General features: G+C 44.8%; 15 protein-coding genes. 2 read left to right on the top strand and 13 right to left on the bottom strand.

From position 1 onward, the window contains the following. Positions 1-30: 30 nt before the first annotated feature. Both FY534_RS06705 and FY534_RS06700 read right to left on the bottom strand, forming a co-directional pair. Complete coding sequence (locus tag FY534_RS06705; protein ID WP_203115482.1) at positions 31-849, bottom strand: undecaprenyl-diphosphate phosphatase; 819 nt, start codon at positions 847-849, stop codon at positions 31-33. Between the two features lie 363 nt (positions 850-1,212). Then, positions 1,213-2,652, bottom strand: a complete 1,440-nt coding sequence (locus tag FY534_RS06700) for an NADP-dependent isocitrate dehydrogenase (RefSeq protein WP_072873204.1) — start codon at positions 2,650-2,652, stop codon at positions 1,213-1,215. 337 nt (positions 2,653-2,989) lie between these two features. On the opposite strand from FY534_RS06700, the gene FY534_RS06695 reads away from it, so the two are divergent. Further along, complete coding sequence (locus FY534_RS06695) at positions 2,990-4,054, top strand: YkvI family membrane protein (protein WP_203115481.1); 1,065 nt, start codon at positions 2,990-2,992, stop codon at positions 4,052-4,054. A 128-nt stretch (positions 4,055-4,182) separates the two neighbouring features. Then, a complete protein-coding gene (locus tag FY534_RS06690) occupies positions 4,183-5,061 on the top strand; it encodes a YitT family protein (RefSeq protein ID WP_370541552.1) in 879 nt (292 codons plus the stop codon). Between the two features lie 102 nt (positions 5,062-5,163). Here FY534_RS06690 and FY534_RS06685 read toward each other — a convergent pair whose 3' ends face one another. From FY534_RS06685 to aroH, 11 genes are all read right to left on the bottom strand, one after another. Next, positions 5,164-5,733 (bottom strand): YpiB family protein, encoded by a 570-nt coding sequence (locus tag FY534_RS06685; protein ID WP_072873207.1) that lies wholly within the window; start codon positions 5,731-5,733, stop codon positions 5,164-5,166. 176 nt (positions 5,734-5,909) lie between these two features. Next, entirely contained in the window at positions 5,910-7,295 is a 1,386-nt protein-coding gene (locus tag FY534_RS06680; protein WP_203115480.1) for a hypothetical protein, read from the bottom strand. A 350-nt stretch (positions 7,296-7,645) separates the two neighbouring features. Further along, positions 7,646-8,983, bottom strand: a complete 1,338-nt coding sequence (gene aroA / locus FY534_RS06675; RefSeq protein ID WP_203115479.1) for a 3-phosphoshikimate 1-carboxyvinyltransferase — start codon at positions 8,981-8,983, stop codon at positions 7,646-7,648. Further along, positions 8,952-9,854, bottom strand: coding sequence for a prephenate dehydrogenase (locus FY534_RS06670; protein ID WP_203115478.1), 903 nt, complete (start codon positions 9,852-9,854; stop codon positions 8,952-8,954). The genes aroA and FY534_RS06670 overlap by 32 nt, the downstream gene beginning before the upstream one ends. Beyond that, a complete protein-coding gene (aroF, locus tag FY534_RS06665) occupies positions 9,851-10,885 on the bottom strand; it encodes a 3-deoxy-7-phosphoheptulonate synthase (protein ID WP_072873211.1) in 1,035 nt (344 codons plus the stop codon). Before aroF ends, FY534_RS06670 begins: the two co-directional genes overlap by 4 nt. A 29-nt stretch (positions 10,886-10,914) precedes the next feature. Further along, the gene (gene trpA, locus FY534_RS06660; protein ID WP_203115477.1) at positions 10,915-11,709 is read right to left on the bottom strand and encodes a tryptophan synthase subunit alpha; all 795 of its coding nucleotides are present in this window, start codon (positions 11,707-11,709) and stop codon (positions 10,915-10,917) included. Next, complete coding sequence (gene trpB, locus FY534_RS06655) at positions 11,684-12,901, bottom strand: tryptophan synthase subunit beta (protein ID WP_370541565.1); 1,218 nt, start codon at positions 12,899-12,901, stop codon at positions 11,684-11,686. The genes trpA and trpB overlap by 26 nt, the downstream gene beginning before the upstream one ends. Then, positions 12,882-13,565 carry a phosphoribosylanthranilate isomerase gene (locus FY534_RS06650; protein WP_203115476.1) on the bottom strand — a complete coding sequence of 228 codons (684 nt, stop codon included), beginning with the start codon at positions 13,563-13,565 and terminating at the stop codon, positions 12,882-12,884. The genes trpB and FY534_RS06650 overlap by 20 nt, the downstream gene beginning before the upstream one ends. Continuing rightward, the gene (gene trpC, locus FY534_RS06645) at positions 13,565-14,362 is read right to left on the bottom strand and encodes an indole-3-glycerol phosphate synthase TrpC (RefSeq protein WP_203115475.1); all 798 of its coding nucleotides are present in this window, start codon (positions 14,360-14,362) and stop codon (positions 13,565-13,567) included. Before trpC ends, FY534_RS06650 begins: the two co-directional genes overlap by 1 nt. After that, positions 14,359-15,420 (bottom strand): anthranilate phosphoribosyltransferase, encoded by a 1,062-nt coding sequence (gene trpD, locus FY534_RS06640; protein ID WP_203115474.1) that lies wholly within the window; start codon positions 15,418-15,420, stop codon positions 14,359-14,361. The genes trpC and trpD overlap by 4 nt, the downstream gene beginning before the upstream one ends. A gap of 391 nt (positions 15,421-15,811) precedes the next feature. Beyond that, positions 15,812-16,186: a chorismate mutase gene (gene aroH / locus FY534_RS06635; protein ID WP_072873216.1), complete on the bottom strand. Its 375-nt coding sequence runs from the start codon at positions 16,184-16,186 to the stop codon at positions 15,812-15,814. Positions 16,187-16,225: the final 39 nt, after the last annotated feature.

The following is a 16,225-nucleotide window of genomic DNA, read 5'->3' as shown; positions in this document are numbered from 1 at the left end:
CAAGAATGTGTTGGATTGCGAAAATTCTTTTTAGTGGAGAATAAAAAGCGGCGGAAAAAATCGGTGAAAAAAGACCTGGTCGGATAGAATAAAGGCAGCCAGTACAAAAGTATAGACTGCAAAAATCCGCATGCGACACTTTTCAAGCAGCCAAAAGGTGAAACGAACGCCAATATATCCAGCAACGGCTGCGGAAATCGTACCTACCAGTATAGGCATCCAAGGCAAGTGATGAGCAGCAACCGGATCTTCAAAGAGATCGTCCAATTCTACTAAGATGCCTCCTAAAATAGCTGGAATGCTGAGCAAAAAAGAAAAACGAGCAGCTGCTCGGCGTTCCATTCCTCTCCAAAGTCCTCCGGCTATGGTAAGCCCAGAACGTGATAAAGCGGGTAAGATGGCTGCGCCTTGTAATGCACCTATCCATAAACTGTCTTTGACATGCATCGTTTCTTCTGTTTTCATTCCGTCAGTACGACTGTCCATCCACCAAAGTATGCATCCGGTAATGACAAATTCTAAACCTACTGTAGCCCCTGTAGAAAAAAGATGTTCAAACCATTCTTCAAACAGAACGCCAATCACGGCTGTTGGCAAAAGCGCGACGCCAATCATCCACGTCAAGCGGGACTTAGGATGTCGATACCACCACATCAGTTCCTTACGCAAAGCATACATGACGGCAATAAGGGAACCAAGATGTAAAAAAAGGACAAATAGAGTTCCGGAAGCCTCTGGATTCAAATGCCAGATTTTTGCGAGCATGACGAGATGACCTGATGAAGAAATAGGCAAGAACTCCGTGATTCCCTGCACAATACCCATAATCATTGCTTGTAGCGCGTTCATCGCGCACCTCCTTTAAGGGATGCCTGATGAAACGGGAAGTGAGGACCATAGCATAGTGAACAGCACGTCTATCACCTCCCTTTCACAGACAAGCTATCAGAATTCAATTCATATATATGAGACAAGCGCTGTGAGATACCGGGCTTGCTTCATGTTTCAACTCGTAATTTTGTGGTCATCCAGGAAATCCAATTTTTTGCTTTTGAATGGAGCCTATGTTTGTTTAAAGCCGTTGTCTGGTATTCTGAAAATTAAAAACTGCCTTCGGCACTTTGTAGTGCGAGGAAGGCAGTTTGGTTTGTGCACTAAGTCATTCACAATAGGGCTTCACAGCCAATTTTGAAAACGTTCTTTTTTGATGAATTAACCGTGTACTGCAGAAAATCCGGGTACACCATCAAATGTGTAGAGATTTTCTGTTTTAATAATGTCAAATCCAGCATTAAGAATATTCTTTTGTATCAAAATCACCTCATCAGCGGTTACATGGCTTCCATCTGTTTTGCGGAATCGACACCGCCAGTGGTCGGTGCAGAACGTCTCCGGCAACCCGTTTGGCCACACTTTGATACCGCGATTGGTGATCACTTCAAGCTTGAGTTCACCTACAGAAATGGTGCTTAACTGGCTGCCCAAATCGTTAGCACTTCCTGACTGCCAATCAAGAAATATGTCTACACCCACCAATTGTTTGAGCGTATTTTCAACAGGCTTGATATGGCGACGAGCCATGACAATATCTTCTCGATAGGAGACGGGTTTTAATACTTGAGGATGCTGTCCTAATCGAGCAATCACGGCATCCGCAAACTCGTCTGTGCCTACTTGTTGACGGCTTATTTCTTCTCGATAGATGTCCCGAGTATGTATACCGTCTTCAATTGTTCGCAACCACGCTTGATGAACGCGCTCTGCCACTTTTGACTGACCAATGTGAACGAGCATCATCACGGCTGCAAGCAACAAGCCAGACGGATTAGCAATATTCTGTCCAGCAATATCTGGTGCAGAACCATGAATAGCTTCAAACATGGCAAAACCATCGCCAATGTTGGCCGATGGGGCCAAACCGACAGATCCGGATATTTCTGCTGTTACATCAGACAAAATATCACCATAGAGATTTGGCATAACAATCACATCAAATTTTTCTGGTGTATTTGCCAACCGTGCTGCCCCAATGTCAACAATAAGCGTTTCATGTTCCAAATCTGGGTATTCAGATGCAACCTGATCAAAAACTTTATGAAATAATCCGTCTGTCAGTTTCATAATGTTGTCTTTCACAAAGCAAGTAACCTTTTTGCGATGATTGACTCTAGCATATTCAAATGCATAGCGAATGACACGTTCCGAACCTGGTTGTGTAATGAGTTTGAGGCATTGGTAAACCTGATGAGTCTGTCGGTGTTCAATGCCTGCATACAAATCCTCTTCGTTTTCTCGGATAATGACCAAATCCATAGAGGGATGTTTGGTTTCTACATATGGGGAATAAGCGATGGTAGGACGAACGTTAGCGTATAAGTTTAGAGCCTTGCGCATGGTTACGTTAAGACTTTTGTATCCCCCACCTTGTGGAGTGGTAATCGGAGACTTTAGAAAAACTCGAGTTTTGCGAATGCTTTCCCAAGCTCCTGGATCCATGCCGGAGTCTACGCCGCGTTTGTAAACTTTTTCACCAATTTCGACCGTCTCTATGTCCAATTGGGCACCTGCTGCTTGTATGATACGTAATGTTGCTGTCATGATTTCCGGACCAATTCCGTCGCCATAAGCTACTGTTATAGGTGTTTTTTCCATTTTGCAATCCCCTTCTTCATGAAACTTAGAATGAAGTGAACTCCGATTTTTCATGATAACTGAATTTAACATGGTTAACTTGGTATAAACAGAGTTTGACCAGCCACGCATGCTTTTCTTCATCGTGACTCGTAATGAAGGATAAGTTTATGACATCCACCTCCACGGTCATTATAGCAATTGCTATTTTCTCAAAAAATTGTCTATGTATTCTGAAATCAATCATTCTAAAAAATGAGCAAATTTATGCAGAGTATTTCTTTTCATCAAGCTGGATTGTGGTGGAATGGGTGTCCAATATCTTCAATAGGATAGTAAAGAAGGGAGGGACATCGGCATGCAAGATGGCTCCATCTGGCGCAGTGTACAAATTGCATGTGTATATATCGGAACAGTGGTAGGAGCAGGATTTGCCTCTGGCCGAGAGGTGGATCAGTTTTTTGTTCGCTTTGGTATTCCTGCATTTTCCATGGTTTTATTGACTACGCTGCTTTTTATTTTTTTCGGCTATCGAATGCTCAGACTAGGTCGTATTCTCCGAGCCCATACATTTCGTGACGCTACCAAAGTTATGTTTGGCAAACGTGGTGCATGGCTGATTGACATTCTTTATGTGATGATGATGTTTGGATTGACAGTCGCCATGTTGGCCGGAGCTGGTGAATTGTTTCGGGAGAGGTTGCATGCCCCGTACTTTTTAGGCGTTTTTTTGACAGCCTTGCTCTCTTGGTTTACCGTGCGTCATGGCATTCATGGCTTAATGCGTGCCAATGTGATTATTGTTCCACTCATGGTCAGTTTTGTGATTTACGTTGGCTGGCAGACATTTCTTCAACATAAATGGCCCGTTCATTCCCAATGGATAATCAGTAACACAAATCCAGGTTTTCTGCATGCAGTTTTGTCGGTTCTATTTTACATAGGATTAAATGTAGGATTGTCTGCCGGAGTGCTTATTCCACTTGGGGCGACTGCCCATCATCAAAAGGAATTAAAACTAGGCTCTCTACTGGGATCTTTGGCACTTGGAATGATGTTGTTGACGGTAACGTTTATCTTGCTTTGTTACGGACAAGAGGCGCGTAATTACGCATTGCCTATGGCCTATGTTGCGGCACACGCGGGAGCTTGGTTGGAATGGATTTTTCCCTTGGTACTCTGGGCTGAAATTTTTTCCACTATTGTCAGCAATGTTTACGCGCTTGCCTTTTTGTCACCAGATCAAGGTAAGCAAAGACGTTGGTTGTTACCGCTCATTCTCTTCCTAGCTGGTCTTTTATCGGCTGTAGGATTTAAGTCGATTGTCCAATATGGCTATACAGCATTCGGCTGTTTATCGTTACTTTTTTTAGTTGCACTTTTGCGTACCTACCACGCCCCATTCCATCGTGAACAAATTTAAGCCATACTAAAGAGCGGCAGAGTTTTTGGACATCTGCCTCACCATGGAAAAAGGGCTCGTTTGCGTTCAGATACCTTAACCGTACAACGCAAACAGCAGTCTGGTCCGCGAAAGTGAGTGGCATGCTGATGTGGAATGTACTAAGAGAGTATTTCATCATTATTTTGGGTGGATTGATTTATTCTATAGGACTAAATGCGTTTTTAGTTGCAAACCACCTGGCGGAAGGTGGTTTTGTCGGTATTTCAGTCCTGCTTCTTTATCGATTGCATATTGCTATTGGTGTTTCATTTTTAATCATGAATTTACCGTTACTCTGGATTGCGTGGAGAAAATTTGGCCATCAGTTTGTTATTAAAACAACATTGGGTGTTCTTTCTGTATCTTTATTCAGTTGGCTGACGGTTCATTGGCAGGTTGATGCACATGATAAACTGCTAGCGGCACTTTATGCCGGTGTCATTACAGGTCTTGGACTAGGGTTGATTTTTCGAGCTGGCGGAACGACTGGCGGTGCCGATATTATTGCCCGATTGATACGTCAAGCGCGAGGCATTGCCATGGGACGATTACTTTTTATTATTGATGTCATTGTAATCGGTCTGGTGGCATTGATGATTGGATATGAGACGGCCATGTATTCGCTCGTTGCGTTATTTGTCTCCAGTCGAGTGATTGATTTTGTCATTGAAGGAATGTCACGAAGCAAAGCGTTGTATATCATCTCAGGATCGTATCAGCAAATTGTTCAGGAAATTCACAATAGCTTGAGCCGAGGCACTACCATTTTAAGTGGTCAAGGCGGATATACTGGTCAACAGCGTCCTGTTGTCTATGTTGTTGTATCGAGAGAAGAAGTGATACGCGTGCAACAGATTGTGGCCAAGCTCGATCCGACAGCGTTTGTCATTGTCAATGATGTTCATGAAGTTCTCGGTGAAGGGTTCACGTTTGATTCCAACGAAAACGCTGTCCAGCCTGCAGAGCAGCAACAGCCTAGCCCTTGATGAGCAAGCAATAACTGCTTCACCGTATCAAGAAGACACCACCTTTCCCCGTTGGCTGAGGTATAAGGTGGTGTCTGGATGAAGATGATTACGTCAGATTTATCAATTGGTTGAAGCGAGTGGCTGCATATGATCAAATTCAATCAATGCTCGGCTTGCTTCAATAAAAGCCTGTTTGTCTCCGCCATCAAGTGCTCTGTCAACTGCTTGCATGAGCAGTTCCCGCTGGTAATTGCGAAGAGATACATCAATAATCCATTCAGCCTGCAGAGAAATTAATTCTTTTACTGCAGGTTCAAGTTCATGAGACGCTGTTTCTTCTAAAACAGCGGCGTATTCAGCACTGGTTGCGCGTTCTTTAAAAAAGAATCCTACATACACATCCTCGTCTGGATGTTGATACAAGTCTAAAAATGCTTGTTCAACATCTGTACTGACGGGCTTATTGCGGCGATAATAGCGGAACGGCGCAACCTGCACACATGTGGTCGAAATGACCATGACTCTTGGCAGATGCCGAAAATTATCCACAAAATGAACTCGGCGCAATACGTTCTCGCGTGTCATCATATACCGGACCAGCATCTCGGCTTCACGGCTTTGCAGCTGGTAATTCGCGAGAAACCAACGGAGAAAATGTTTCTTCTCGGCGATTGTAACGGTTGTGGCCATAGCCGACTCCTCCTTGTAAAGCGGCGTATCCGAAAGCGGTCTGGTGAGATGCGACTCTGCAGTAGTAAGAATTCTTTGTATATTTTATTCGAGAGGTTCTTCTGGTTTTCCTGCTAAACCTCACAGAACTCGCCTATTTTTCGCAAAATTGTGTACGTTCAAAAAGGTTTCTTTCTTTAATCCTCGATGAGGCTTTTCACCTCCTTTTGTATACCCCTGTTACTCCACTTTTGCAAAGTCCGCTCGACATTGCCTGGAATGGCTAGTGCCGTTTGCTTAGACAAGCGTTCGAGCCAATCAGAGAGCGAGTAACCTGCCGCAAGTCCATCCTGAACACGTTGCTCGGTAATTCTGAAACGGAGATAACTTTCCGTACTCTCCATCATTTCTGCAAAGCGTCCCAATTCTACAAAAAAGGGATGAGTCGGAGAGCTTATCACAATTTCAAAGTTCGGGTGTACATGGAGTGTCGCGTTTGGACGAATTTTCTCTTCACTTAACTTAATATCTCCTAGCAATAATTGTAGACCGAGTTTGCTCATTTGAAACCAGTTGTGTATAGAATCTGAAAAAGTTTCTTGATGAAGATGCACAATTCCAAGATAATGAAGCATTTGTAAAATTCTTTGTTTCCACACCTGTTCTTTGGAATCAAAATAAAAATCAGATAAAAAGTGTTGAATAACCTCATATACAGTGTCTTCCCGAACCCAGCTTTCGGACAAATGTATAAGTAAAGATAAAATCAGAGGTAGGCGCGGCAAAGGTCGACGATAAGATCGAATATAAAATTCAAATAGCGACTGTAACTGTTCGTAGTTACCCTTTTGTAACCAAGGATGGCTGGAATTTATAATGAGTTGCCCAACTTCTTGCTCTTCTAACAGTCCAGTAAAGTAGCTGAAATCATAAAGTAAAGCAAAACGATCTGGATAGTCATGAAATCTTCTTCCATAACCAAAGCGCCAGCTCTCGACCGGTATTTCTTCAGGAGTTGACATCAATTCGAGTATTTGTGTTAACTGCCGTTTGTAAATTGAACCGTTGACAGTGAGTTGTACCTGGTGTCTCTCTGTGTATTGCAAAAATGTATGCAAATCACTCAGAACTGATGTTTTGTCCAAAGAGATATTTTCATCGTCTTCATGAAAAACCAATTTCTCACGCATTTGGTCGATCACGCTATAGAGTAAATGCTCACGAAGCTCATCTGGCAAGACATAGATGGTGTCACCGTTATACTTTCTGATAGGAATCAACCAACCTCTGGAAATTGCTTCTTGCAGATCCAGCGAATCTGTTGGATTAGATTGGAACATAGCTTGGATTTCTTCTTTAGCAAAAAAACCTGTTTTGTGAAGTGCTAATCTTGCGTAAATTGGATTTTGCAAATATTCTTGAGCAGTTTGCTCGAGTTGAAATTGTGGGTTTATGCGAAAATGGTGCAAAATTTCTTGGATCATCTCGTTTTTGGAATAGAGTGCGCAAGAGAATTGATAATGGCGAGCAATAGCCTGCAGTGTATGGATGTCCGCTTGGACCAGGCAGTCTGCCAATCGCACATCGACTCCTCCTTTGGGGCTTGTATGATTCTCGGTCATGTTTTTGTTTTGTACTTGTATAGGGATACATGGTTTGCCAGAATATAGTATCCATTATGGACGATGCCGAGAGGCTTATACCTATTTGCATAACATTCAGCTTATGGACAGTATGGGAAAAATCATGGATTCTGTAGAGTGAGGTCTATATGTGGGAGGTAAAATGTATTTATGAATGCGTTTTCAAAAAAATGAGCCTGCAATCGCAGGCTCTAGTATTAAAGCTAGGAGTGGAGAGAAATCAGAACAATCACCCTTCGACTACAAGAATATAACGGAATGGAAGCGCTGTCAATGCAAATTTTCATTTTTTATTCGAATTTTCTTTCCCTTTGAAGTTCCAAAATTAAATCTGAAAATGTTGGAAAAGAAATATCAACGGCTGACCAATTTTCAATAGTCACTTCTTGCTCAGCGGCCAAACCAGCCACTGCAAAACTCATCGCAATTCGATGGTCATGAAAACTATCCACCACTCCGCCGTTTAATTTTCCTCCTATAATAGTTAGCCCATCGTCTGCTTCTTCGACATGTACACCGAGCGTCTGAAGTCCTTTAGCCATAGCTAAAATCCGGTCTGTTTCTTTAACTCTCAATTCTCCTGCACCGCGAATAGTGGTTTTTCCCTCTGCCACTGCTGCAGCTATGGCCAAAATGGGGATTTCATCAATTAATGACGGGATTTCCTCAGGAAGAATATCCGTTCCACTGAGTGGTTGATAACGTACACGTACGTTTCCAAGAGGTTCGCCCGCACTCTCCCGTTGATTCAAAATTTCCACATGGGCGCCCATCCTTTGTAATACCTTTAAAAATCCAATACGTGTAGGATTCAACCCTACATGCTCAATCGTTACATCGCTATCAGGAACAATAGCGGCAGCCACGAGCAGAAATGCAGCAGAAGATGCATCACCAGGTATTTCTACTGAGGTTGCACGCAGGGGTTGTTCTGCTCGAATGGATATGTAGCGTTTTTCTCCCTCTTTTTCCATATCTACCTGGACTCCAAATCCAAGCAACATCCGTTCTGTGTGGTCACGGCTGGGTTGAGATTCAATAATGGTGGTCACTCCACCAGCTTTTGGTGCATGTAACCCAGCCAACATCACTGCCGATTTGACTTGTGCGCTGGGAACGGGCAATGTATAGCGAATGGCTGAGAGTGGAGATTGGCCAATAAGAGCAAAAGGTGCGTAACTGCCTGAGCGCGCGTAAGCGATGGCTCCCATTTCTGCGAGTGGTTTCAGCACTCTTCCCATGGGGCGACGGCGCAGAGAGTCATCTCCTGTCAAGCAGGCAAAAGAAACTTGACTAGCAATAGCTCCGCTGAAAAGACGAATGGTTGTCCCAGAATTACCGCAATCCAATACATTTTCAGGTTCTTTCAAAGACCCTCCTGTACCTTTAATGAGTAAGGACTCTTGCTCAAAAGAAACAGAGGCGCCCAGTTGTTTGGCCACTTCCAGAGAAGAACGGCAATCAGCCGCATTCAACCATCCTTCAATGCGTGTTGTTCCCTCAGCCAGTAAAGCAAACAAGATGGCTCGATGGGTCATGGACTTGTCTCCAGGAACGCGCACAGTTCCACTTAAGTTGGCTGTTTTTTTAAAAGTTCTACGATTCGGATGGGTTAAAGAAATTGTCATGACTTTTCCACTCCTCCCATTCGTTTCTAGCTATTTGAGATCTCTTTAATTCGCTTTCTATACCTTGAAAATCTTGATTTTCTAGTAAAAATTTAAAACGTTTTAATGTATCTTCTATACGTTGTAAATGCAAAAGTATGGGTTCACGGTTTTGGTGGATAGTTTCTAACCAAAATTGGCTAGGAGAAGAAGCAAGTCGAGTGATGTCTCGAAATGCTGGCCCAGTGCATGCAGCAAGCAGTTTGGGATCGACTCCGCTGTTTACCCAATAATCTTCATAGGCAAGCATGACGCTCAGTGAAGTGAGATGAACGGTATGCGAGACCACAGCCATCCATTCATCATGCAATTCAGCATTGTCGAGTATCACAAGATGAGCACCTGTGCCTTGAAGAAAATCTCGAAAATAATCTAATGCTGGCCAATTCTTTATGACAATCCAAGAACAATTAAGAAACAATTCAGCATTGGCCGATTGCGGACCGCCCACACTTTTTCCAGCCATCGGATGTGTGGGCAGAAACCTTTGACGCAATCCAAGTTGCTCTGCAACTTCACATATGCAACCTTTCACAGAACAAACGTCTATACACCATTCACAGTATGCAGAAATTTTAGGGAGAAGTGAAATAGCCGCTTCAACTGGCACCGCGAGCAATCCAATCGTGTATGACCTATCAGAGGCGGTTTTCTCCATATCATCCCAGGAGGCAAACACATGAGTAAAAACGTCTAACTGCATTGCCTCCTGACGATGTGAAGGGTGATTTTCCAAACCATAAAAAATCCAGTCAGGATGCTTTTCTTTCCAAGCAAGCGCTAGTGAAACCCCGATTAAGCCGCATCCTACCACAAGTACACGCACGTTCATTGGTTTGTGTTTGCCGACGTTACTTCTGGATTTAGCACGCGAACAATGCGATTGACTTCCTCTATAAGATTCTCAAAGTTCTCCAAAGTCAAAGATTGTGGTCCATCGGAGAGAGCTTCTTGCGGGTTGGGATGTACTTCCACAATTAAGCCGTGCGCACCAGCAGCCATAGCCGCCCGGCTCATGGCAGTCACATAGCGCCATTTTCCAACTCCATGTGAAGGATCGACAATGACGGGTAGATGCGATAAGTGTTTCACTACAGGTACAGCGTTTAAGTCGAGTGTGTTGCGCGTATATGTTTCAAATGTGCGAATACCTCGTTCACAAAGAATAACATTAGGGTTGCCTTCAGACAAAATATACTCTGCAGACATCAGCCATTCTTCAATCGTGTTGCTAAAACCACGCTTTAGCAATACAGGTGTTTGTGTACGTCCAACAGCGCGCAGCAACGCGTAGTTTTGCATATTGCGTGCACCAATTTGAAGAATGTCTACATAGTCAACCATCAGATTGACGGTTTCTGGTTCCATCACTTCGCTGATTATCGGCAGTCCTGTTATTTCACGAGCTTCAGCCATATATTTAAGTCCCTCTTCGCCAAGCCCTTGAAAAGAATACGGGGACGATCGCGGTTTAAATGCCCCACCGCGCAAAATGTGAGCGCCTGCTTCTTTTACACGCTGAGCAATTTCAATCATCCCTGTCCGTGACTCGACAGAACACGGGCCCGCCATATACACCGGTTCTGGACCACCAATTTTCAAGTTGCCTACAGAAATGACAGTGTCAAGAGGATGAAAATCCCGCGAAGCTAATTTAAATGGATTACTCACAGAAACCACCTTTTCTACGCATTCCAGCGATTCAACTGCTAATTCACCCACACGTTCCTTGGCACCGATTACACCAATAATTGTTTTTTCAATTCCTTGTGAGACGTGAACACCAAGTCCTTTACTGCGCAATAACTCACTGACCCGCTCCACATCTTGTTCTGTTGCTCCTGTTTTCAAAACGATAATCATGCTTCTCTCCACTCCTTTTTTCTGCGCTGCTATTGAACAGCCGTCTGTAATTCTTTGAAAAATTCTGTAATTGTTGACAACATCGCATCTTGACCTTGATCCAGCGATTGTCCAATGCGTCGCACAAAAGCGCTACCCACAATCACTCCATCAGCATAAGCTGCAATATTTTGAGCCTGCTCAGGAGTGGATACACCAAATCCAACAGCCACAGGCAATGGGGTGGATTGTCGTACCGTACGCACTAACTCTTCCACACGTTCGGACATTTGTACCCGTTCACCTGTTACACCAAGCGATGAAACACAATAAACAAACCCGCGGGCCTCACTGCTGATGGACGCGATTCTGTCTCGACCTGACGTAGGCGTAACCAAGGGAATCAGGGCTATATCAGCTGCATCGGCAGCTTGACGGACGTCCACACTCTCTTCAAAAGGCAAATCAGGTATGATAATGCCATCTGCGCCTGCTTTCTTAGCATCCTGAAAGAAGCGTTCCAATCCATATTGAAAGACAGGATTAACGTAAGAGAATAAGATAAGTCCTGCTTCCGATTCGCGACGTAACAACTGTGTCATTTCAAAGATTCTTGGCAATGAAAACCCAGATTGTAGACTGCGCAATGCTGCGTCTTGAATCACTTTCCCATCTGCCAATGGGTCAGAATACGGTATACCAATTTCAACGAGATCGGCCCCTGCTTGCAAAAGAGCGCGGAAACAAGCGAGCGAATCGTCAAAATTTGGATCACCTGCTGTCAAAAAGGGCAGGATAGCCGCTTTTCCCTTGCGTTTTTCAAACGCCTTCTGAATGCGTTCCAAGCGAAATTCCTCCTCTGGCGGCAACTTGTTCCACATCTTTGTCTCCACGTCCAGATAGACAGACCACAATAATCTCGTCCTTACTTAGTGTAGGAGCATCCTTTACAACTTGGGCCACAGCGTGGGCACTCTCTAACGCTGGAATAATGCCTTCTGTACGGGAGAGCATGTAAAAAGCTTCAAGCGCCTGTTGGTCAGTCACTGGTACATAGCGAGCTCTCCCGCTCTGATGCAGCCAAGCGTGTTCTGGACCAATACCTGGATAATCCAGTCCAGCGGAAATACTGTGCGCCGGTGTCACTTGTCCGTATTCGTCCTGCATTAAATAAGTCATGGCCCCATGTATGACACCCGGTTTGCCGCGAGCGATAGAAGCAGCATGCTTTTCTGTGTCAATCCCTTCACCTGCCGCTTCGCAGCCAATCAATTCTACAGATGAATCTTCTATAAACGGATAGAAGATACCCATAGCGTTGCTGCCACCACCTACACACGCGTAAATCCGATTGGGCAAACGACCTTCCAATTCGAGAATTTGTTGCTTTGTCTCGTCGCCAATCACCCTTTGGAAATCGCGCACAATTTGTGGATAAGGGTGAGGGCCTACAACCGAACCAATAATGTAATACGTGTCCTCCACATGTTCGACCCAGTGACGGATGGCTTCGTTGGTCGCATCTTTGAGTGTGCGCGTACCTGAAGTGGCTGCCACGACTTCTGCTCCCAGCATGCGCATGCGAAATACGTTGAGTGCCTGGCGCTGCATATCTTCCTCGCCCATGAAAACCGTGCAGGATAAGCCGAATTTAGCCGCTACTGTGGCAGATGCTACCCCATGCTGTCCGGCTCCTGTTTCAGCAATAATCCTTTTTTTTCCTGTGTGTAAAGCGAGCAGTGCCTGGCCTATTGTGTTGTTGATTTTATGAGCTCCTGTATGGTTCAGATCTTCACGTTTTAAATAAATTTTCGCGCCACCCAGACTTTTACTCAGATTTTCAGCATAATAAAGTCCGGATGGACGCCCTGCATAGGTGCGTAGATGATAGTCCAATTCTTTGCGGAAATCGTTGCTTGCCATCAAACGATGAAAGTCGGCTTCTAACTGGTGTAAGGCAGCCATGAGTGTTTCTGGAACATAGCGTCCGCCAAACGGACCAAATCGACCAGCGGCGTCAGGAAAGTTTGTTGGTATGGACAAACGAGTTCACCCTTTCTAAAAAAACAGCAATTTTTTCTGAAGATTTTCTACCGCCGATCTCGACTCCTGAAGACACATCCAGTCCATAAGGAATGGTCACGGAGAGTAAATGTGATACGTTGTCAGGCCGTAAACCCCCTGCTATCCAAATCGGATCGCCAGGAAAAAAACGCAATATCTGAGGGAGCAGATGCCAGTCAAAAGATTTTCCCCAGCCACCCGTAACGCCCTCACTTGAATTGGGAGCTGCCGCGTCAAGAAGCAAGGCATCTGTCGCTGAACGGTAATGCTCTATAGCAGCCTGCACTTGTCCAGATGAATCACTGGTGGACACCGATATGGCCTTCCAGACCTGCAGTCCATGTCTACGAATTTCCTCACAATCTTGCAAAGATTCCTGACCGTGTAACTGGGCTACTGTAAAACCTGCTCTATGGCAGCGTTCTATGACTTCATCAACCGATTGATTGGCAAAAACACCTACAGCTTGAACTTGATGTTCTAACGCTTGCACCATAACTTTTGCGTCATCCGGATCAATATAGCGTCGGCTGGCTTGGACTTGAACAAAACCTATATGGGAAACCAGCGGATGCTGCGCAAAATCCAAATTGTCTCCTGCTTTCAAACCACATATCTTAACTTTAGGTCGAATCATCAATAAGACCCTTTGACAAACGGAAATCGTTTGACTTGAAATCCTCGTAAAACGCCTGGCAGTTGATCGTCCCCATGACGCATCAACGTCTCACCAATTAACAAACCACTCACTCCGGCAATAGCTACTCTTTGAGCGTCATCCGGGGTCGCCATACCACTTTCTGACAGTACAGGTATGGATGAAGGAATTTGCGTCATCAATTGTTCGGTCGTTTGCAAGGAGACTTCAAAAGTGTGCAAGTTTCGATTGTTAATACCTAGAATATCAGGTTCAACAGCCAAAGCGGTTTCAAGTTCGCGTTCATTGTGAACTTCAATGAGTGTTTCCAGGCCTAATTCTGCCGCAAAATGGCGCAATTCTGCCAGACGCTCGGAAGATAAAGCAGCAACAATCAAAAGAACAATATCCGCTCCAGCTGCATGAGCTTCCCGAAGCTGTTTTTCTGAAATGATAAAGTCTTTCCGCAGTACAGGTATTTGGACAGACTCAGCAATTTCCCGTAAATCTTGAAGCGATCCGCGAAAAAAGGTTTGATCTGTCAAAACTGAAACTGCTGCTGCTCCAGCGTCTTCGTATCTTTTGGCACGTTCTACAGGTAGCAGTGTGTCAGCTATAATGCCTTTCGATGGACTGGCTCTTTTAAATTCAGCAACAATTTGCAAATGATCAGATTCAAGCAGTCGTTTTCGCAGGCTTGGTTTTAGGGTAATGTTTCTCTCAAAAGTGGGTCGATCCGGCAATGCAGTTACTTCCTGTTCCTTTACACGCAAAATTTCTTCCAGAAAACTGCTCACGAGATGATCCCCTCCTCTGCTTTACCCATTGTCTGTGCATCTTGCGAAGATTGCACGAGTTGCTGAAGTTTCGCTAAGGCTGCACCGCTTTTCAATATTTGTTGAGCGACAGCGACACCCTCTCGGATGGAATTTGATTGTCCAGCAACGTACAAAGCGGCGGCTGCATTGTATAAAACAGCATTCAATATGGCTCCTGGCCTTTGTTGCGCAAACAAATCCAACATCATTCGGGCATTATCAGCAGCGTCCCCGCCCACTAACTCGGATACATCAGCTCTTGGCAAACTTACTTCTTCTGGTGTCAGCGTATAGTTACGAATGTTGCCGGAACACAGTTCAGCTACCAAAGTTTCTCCAGACAATGTGAACTCATCCAATCCATCACTGCCATGCATTACGAGTGCATGTTCACTGCCAAGTTTCAGCAGGGCTTCTGCGACTATGGGAACGAGATCGGCTTTAAAAACTCCAATGACCTGCCGCTTGACATGAGCTGGATTGGTCAGCGGACCTAGAATGTTGAAAATCGTCCGAAAACCAAGCTGTTGGCGAGGTTTTGCAGCGTATTTCATGGCAGGATGGTACGTACGCGCATAAAGAAAACAAATTCCTGCTTCGTTTAAGCAGTACTCTGCCTGATGAGGTTCTAGTGTCACACTGACCCCTAACTGTTCTAAAACGTCGGCACTGCCGCTGCGACTGGTAGCACTCCGGTTTCCATGTTTAGCAACGGGAACACCTGCGGCGGCAGCTACGATAGCTGCTGCAGTCGATATATTAAACGTATTCCGTCCATCTCCGCCTGTACCGCAAGTGTCTATTGCGTTTTCTGGGGCTGTTATGCGCAGGCTGTGCGAGCGCATGGCGCTAGCAAATGCTGCAATTTCATCAGAAGTTTCGCCGCGCATAGCTAAAGCTGTCAGGACGGCAGCGGTTTGAATTTCCGTTACTTCTCCTTGCATAAGCGTTTGTGTAAAAGCTTCAGCAAGCGGAAAAGATAATGTTTCCCCTTTTGTTAAACGTTGCAGAATGTCTTGAACCAACGATTGAGACATCTCCACTCAACTCCTCTTGAGAATACATTAGGAGCAAGAGTGGTGAAGCATGAAGACGGTTTGCGTTTCGGCGCAAAAGCAAAAACACCCACAAGCTAGGAGGAGATTCAACCTAACCTGTGGATGCACGGTCAATGGCCTATTAAGCTGCCTTAATGTCGGCAACTATCTTCTCCATGAACGCACTTTTACGCTGATTCATTCGCCAAAAGACGAAGAAACATCGCTCTGCTCCACTCAACTCTCCTCAAATCCACACTCGACTCGTCTATACTTCACTGTAGGCTGCCGTCCTTATAAGACGGCTTACTGGTATATTCGTAAAAAACGTAAAATCCTTTCTTGCGATCATACGCAAAATTATCCTATGCGTCAACAGGCAGGTTTCTCCTTAGACGTTTTTTTGAGCGAGATCGGGCCGTAATACAATAGCTTCACCTAAATACACGTGCTGCAATGCTTCTTGGGTTTTATGCGTGTTGACGTGCATCAAAACCCGAATACAGCGGCTCTTGCTATTTTCAATCGGCAATTCTGTCGCGCACATGAGAGGAACCCACTGCCAACCAGGACGCGAACGGACCGCTTCTGCCGGGAAGGCGGCTGTCAGATCGGCGGTCATGGTAAAAAGAATACTCGCCACATCATCTACGTCAATTTCATTAAGTTCTACAATGGTATCTACCAATTCGCGAGTAGCCGTGTGAATTGCTAAGGGTGAGTTTTCACTTGCGCAAATAGCCCCTCGAATACCCCGTACTTTCATATTCTGTTCTCTCCTCTCACATGGGACACGCGGCTTGGT

The sequence above is a fragment of the Alicyclobacillus sp. TC genome, assembly GCF_016804365.1.
Lineage (GTDB): Bacteria > Bacillota > Bacilli > Alicyclobacillales > Alicyclobacillaceae > Alicyclobacillus_I > Alicyclobacillus_I tolerans.
The sequence above is the reverse complement of the archived record's forward strand: the minus strand, read 5'-3'. Positions and strand labels throughout refer to the sequence as shown.

Bases quoted from the DNA above. Each gene is read 5' to 3' on its own strand.
- FY534_RS06685 (WP_072873207.1), bottom strand. From the start codon at position 5,733: ATGGCCACAACCGTTACAATCGCCGAGAAGAAACATTTTCTCCGTTGG.
- aroH (WP_072873216.1), bottom strand. From the start codon at position 16,186: ATGAAAGTACGGGGTATTCGAGGGGCTATTTGCGCAAGTGAAAACTCA.
- aroF (WP_072873211.1), bottom strand. From the start codon at position 10,885: ATGATTATCGTTTTGAAAACAGGAGCAACAGAACAAGATGTGGAGCGG.
- FY534_RS06670 (WP_203115478.1), bottom strand. From the start codon at position 9,854: ATGAACGTGCGTGTACTTGTGGTAGGATGCGGCTTAATCGGGGTTTCA.
- FY534_RS06700 (WP_072873204.1), bottom strand. From the start codon at position 2,652: ATGGAAAAAACACCTATAACAGTAGCTTATGGCGACGGAATTGGTCCG.
- aroA (WP_203115479.1), bottom strand. From the start codon at position 8,983: ATGACAATTTCTTTAACCCATCCGAATCGTAGAACTTTTAAAAAAACA.
- FY534_RS06705 (WP_203115482.1), bottom strand. From the start codon at position 849: ATGAACGCGCTACAAGCAATGATTATGGGTATTGTGCAGGGAATCACG.
- FY534_RS06695 (WP_203115481.1), top strand. From the start codon at position 2,990: ATGCAAGATGGCTCCATCTGGCGCAGTGTACAAATTGCATGTGTATAT.
- FY534_RS06650 (WP_203115476.1), bottom strand. From the start codon at position 13,565: ATGATTCGACCTAAAGTTAAGATATGTGGTTTGAAAGCAGGAGACAAT.
- FY534_RS06690 (WP_370541552.1), top strand. From the start codon at position 4,183: ATGTGGAATGTACTAAGAGAGTATTTCATCATTATTTTGGGTGGATTG.
- trpD (WP_203115474.1), bottom strand. From the start codon at position 15,420: ATGTCTCAATCGTTGGTTCAAGACATTCTGCAACGTTTAACAAAAGGG.